Source organism: Rhodoferax sp. (assembly GCF_018063565.1).
GTDB lineage: Bacteria > Pseudomonadota > Gammaproteobacteria > Burkholderiales > Burkholderiaceae_C > Rhodoferax.
The window spans coordinates 1-4144 of sequence record NZ_JAGPBB010000160.1; the positions used below are offsets into that span (position 1 = coordinate 1).

At 58.9% G+C, this 4144-nt stretch carries 3 protein-coding genes and 1 pseudogene; 2 read left to right on the top strand and 2 right to left on the bottom strand.

What is annotated here, in order from left to right:
- A pseudogene (locus KBF66_RS18945) lies at window positions 1-447 on the bottom strand (DNA-3-methyladenine glycosylase 2 family protein); the annotation flags it as partial.
- 44 nt (window positions 448-491) lie between these two features.
- Window positions 492-1886: a cysteine--tRNA ligase gene (cysS, locus tag KBF66_RS18950; protein WP_296661231.1), complete on the bottom strand. Its 1395-nt coding sequence runs from the start codon at window positions 1884-1886 to the stop codon at window positions 492-494.
- A gap of 147 nt (window positions 1887-2033) precedes the next feature.
- On the opposite strand from cysS, the gene KBF66_RS18955 reads away from it, so the two are divergent.
- The gene (locus tag KBF66_RS18955; RefSeq protein WP_296661232.1) at window positions 2034-3134 is read left to right on the top strand and encodes a tetratricopeptide repeat protein; all 1101 of its coding nucleotides are present in this window, start codon (window positions 2034-2036) and stop codon (window positions 3132-3134) included.
- A gap of 91 nt (window positions 3135-3225) precedes the next feature.
- A partial coding sequence (locus tag KBF66_RS18960; RefSeq protein ID WP_296661234.1) for a L,D-transpeptidase occupies window positions 3226-4144 on the top strand: 919 nt, incomplete at its 3' end.

Here is a 4144-nt window from a genome sequence, read left to right on the forward strand (position 1 = left end):
AAACATCTCGGCGGTCCAGCGACCAATGCCGCGAATAGCCACCAGTTCGGTAATGATGGCCTCGTCATCCATACCTGCCCAATCGTCGACATGTAAGGCCCCTTGGTCAAAATGCAGTGCCAAGTCAACAATGTATTCCACCTTGCGGGCACTCAGGCCGGCAGCGCGCATGTCGTCGATCTTCAGGTGCAATACGTGTTGTGGCGTCATCAGCTCAGGTAACTTGACAAAGCGGTCCCACACAGTTTGTGCCGCCTTGACCGAAATCTGCTGCCCCACCACACTGCGAGCGAGCGTGGCAAACGGATCACCCCGGCTTTGCAAGCAGGCTTTGCCAAACTGCGGGATCAGGCGTTTCATGACCCGATCCTTTTTCACCAGATGACGGCAGGCTTCCTGCCAATAGGATGGCAGCGCAGAACAGCTTGCAATTTCAGTAGCACTCATGGCTTACAGGACATGCGCTAAAGGCATAAAACGCCATAAAAGCCTCACTTGACAACTTCCCAAGCGGTACCGGCGGCAGAGTCTTTTAGCACAATGCCCTGCGCCAGCAGGTCCTGCCGGATGCGGTCCGCCAGCGCAAAGTCTTTGGCAGCCTTGGCAGCTGCGCGGTCTGCAATTTGCTTTGCAATGGCTGCCTCATCCAGCACAGCGCCTGACTGCAAAAATGCCTTGGGCTCGCCTTGCAGCAAGCCCAGACATCCGCCCAAGGCCCTGAGCAGGCCCGCCGATGTGCTCGAGCGCGAGCGATTCACCTCGGAAACCAGATCAAACAGAACCGCGACCGCCTCGGGTGTGCCAAAGTCCTCGTCCATCGCCGCCTTGAAGCGGGCGGCAAAAGGATCTGACCAATCGATGGCTTGCAGAGGTGCCGGTGTCACCAGATCCAGCGCGGTGTACAGGCGCTTGAGCGCGTTGCGTGCGTCATCCAGATGTGCATCGCTGTAGCCCAGGTCACTGCGGTAATGGGTACGAACCAGCAGGAAACGCACGGTCTCGGCGTCGTATTTGGTCAGCACCTCGCGGATCGTGAAAAAGTTGCCCAGGCTCTTGGACATTTTCTCGTTGTCGAGTTGCAGCATACCGTTGTGCATCCAGATATGCGCCAGCGGCTTGCCGGAGGCCCCTTCACTCTGGGCAATTTCGTTCTCATGGTGGGGAAACTGCAAATCCACCCCTCCCCCGTGAATGTCGAAGGTTTCGCCCAAGGTCTGGCAGCTCATCGCCGAGCACTCGATATGCCAGCCCGGACGCCCCTTGCCGTAGTCAAAGCCAAGCGCCTGGGCATTCCACTTGGCATCCTCTGGCTCAGACTCTTTGGCGGCCTTCCACAACACAAAGTCGAGCGGGTCACCTTTGGCATCTTGCACCGCGACACGTTCTCCGGCGCGCAGTTCGTCAAGGGACTTGCCCGACAACTTTCCATACCCCGCGAACTTGCGCACCGCAAAGTTCACATCCCCGGAGGCCGCCTGGTAGGCCAAGCCTTTGGACTCCAGTTGCCTGATCAGGCCAAGCATCTGCGGCACGTACTCGGTGGCGCGCGGCTCCAGCGTCGGGGCCTCGATGCCCAGACGGCCAATGTCCTGGTGCATCACGGCGATCATTTCGTCGGTCAAGGCACGGATGCTGATGCCGCGCTCCAGCGCACGGCGGATGATCTTGTCATCAATATCGGTGATATTGCGTACATAGGTCACGCGGTAACCACTCACCTTGAGCCAGCGCTGAACCACGTCAAAGACCAGGGCCATGCGCGCATGACCGATGTGACACAGGTCGTAGATCGTCATGCCGCACACGTACATGCGGACATGCCCTGGCTCGATGGGGACAAAAACTTCTGGTACACGCGTCAGCGTGTTAAAAATACGCAAGCTCATGGATAAAAAATAGAATCGTGAGAAAACCCGGCCCGGGTTGCTGCGCCTGAAAAAGCAACACCCTCGGCTACAATAAAAGGCAGTATAAAGCCCCGCAACCCTGGGTTGCAGCTTCGTTCTACCCCCCCACCACTCTGACCATTGCCCATGAAGCTCATTCGCTCTGCCCTACCTTTTGCACTTCGCGCACTGACTTTGGTGCTGGCGTTTTCCGCCTTGCCCGGACATGCAGATGAGTATGCCGACGTCACGCAGCTGCTGCGTATCAACAAGCCCAACGACGCGTTGGCCATGGCGGACCGGTTTTTGGCAACCAAGCCTCAGGACGCGCAAATGCGTTTTCTCAAAGGTGTGATTCAGCGCACTCTTGGCAAACAGGCGGAGGCCATCGGCACCTTCACCAAACTCACCGAGGATTACCCGGAACTGCCCGAACCGTACAACAACCTGGCCGTGCTGTACGCCGGTCAGGGACAGTACGACAAGGCACGCGTCGCCCTGGAAATGGCTATCCGCACCAACCCGAGCTACGCCACCGCGCACGAGAACATTGGTGACGTGTATTCCCGGCTGGCCAGTCAGGCTTACAACAAGGCCCTGCAACTCGACGGCAGCAACCCGGCTGTACCGCCCAAGCTGGCGCTGATTCGCGAGATTTTCAAGCCCAACTTGCCCGGCGCGGCACCGGTCTCGCCCGCATCCATTGCAGCGGCCGCCGCTGCGTCGGCCAATGCTGCTGCTGCCAAGCCGGTTGTAGTGGCCGCCGCGCCGGTTAGCAAGCCCACACCTGCTGTGGCAGAGCCTGCCAAACCTGCAGTCACCGTTGCCGCCGCCCCACCCGTGGTGGCACCTGTGGCCAGCCCAGCCCCGGCACCGGCGAAACCTGAGGTGCGCCCCACCGCCGACGCCGTCAAACTGGAGGGTGTCGAGACGGCCGTACAAGCCTGGGCACAGGCCTGGGCTGACAAGAACATGCAGGCTTATCTTGCGGCCTACGTTCCACAGTTCGCACCAGCTGGACAGTCCCATGGCGCCTGGGCCAAAGAGCGCACCGCGCGCATCGTTGGCAAATCCAGCATCAGTGTGGAGCTGAGCGACCTGAGTGTTTCAGTTGACGGTGACAAGGCGGTCGCCAAGTTCCGCCAGGCTTACAAGGCGGACAGCCTCAATGTCAACAGCCGCAAGGTGCTGGAGTTGCAGCAGACAGGTGGTCGCTGGCTGATCACCAAAGAGGTGTCAGGCAACTGAAGCGGGCACGGTTGTTGCTCTCATGGCGGCTCTGGCCGCCAATTTTTTTGATTCAAACACCTTGTCTGTGATATCCGTCCGAATGCGTGCCATGCTGCTGGCGATCTGCCTTGCGTTGGGAGGTAGCCAAGCCATTGGTGCGCCAGAGCGGAAAAAAATGGATGCCAGGCCGAGCACCAACCAGAAGCAGTCAGCGCCACCACGACAGGCTTTACTGTCAACACCGCTGCTAAAGGATGGTGTGGCCGAAGCGAGGCTGATCGAGATCTACCGGCTGATTGGTCAATCAGACACCCGGGCCGCGCTGGGGCTGGCGGAAAAGCTGGTGAAGGACTTTCCCGACTTTGCTTTGGCACAATTGGCTTACGGTGATTTGTTGTTCGCCCAAACCCGGCCGATCGAGCGGTTTGGCAATGTCCCGGCCGCCGATCTGAGAAAAGCCACACCGGCGCTGAATGAACTTCGGCTGGAATCCCAAATGCGTATGCGTGCGCTGCGCGAACGTCCGCCACCCAATGCGTTGCCTGCCGAGATACTTAAGCTGTCGCCACTCAACAAACATGCAATTGCGGTTGATGCCTCAAGGGCGCGCCTGTACCTGTTTCAGAATCTGCCCGATGGCCCCAAGCTGGTGGCCGACTATTACATCTCGGTGGGCAAGTTGGGCATTGACAAAGAAGCCGAAGGTGATTTGCGCACCCCGTTGGGGGTGTATTTCATCACCAGCCAGCTTGATCCGCGGACGCTAAAGGATTTTTATGGCATTGGTGCTCTGCCCATCAACTACCCCAACATGCTGGATCTGCGACGTGGCAAGACCGGCAAGGGTATCTGGCTACACGGGACGCCGCCGGGTCAGTTCTCTCGTCCCCCGCAAGACAGTGATGGCTGTATTGTGCTGGCCAACCCGGACTTGGAGCGTATTCTGAAAACGGTGGAGATTCGCAGCACCCCGGTGATTATTGCCCGTCAGTTGAACTGGATTCCGCAACTCAGCACCCGAGTCCTGT

What these genes read in the sequence shown, in the direction of transcription:
- KBF66_RS18955 (WP_296661232.1), top strand. Translation starts at nt 2,034, where the DNA reads ATGAAGCTCATTCGCTCTGCCCTACCTTTTGCACTTCGCGCACTGACT.
- cysS (WP_296661231.1), bottom strand. Translation starts at nt 1,886, where the DNA reads ATGAGCTTGCGTATTTTTAACACGCTGACGCGTGTACCAGAAGTTTTT.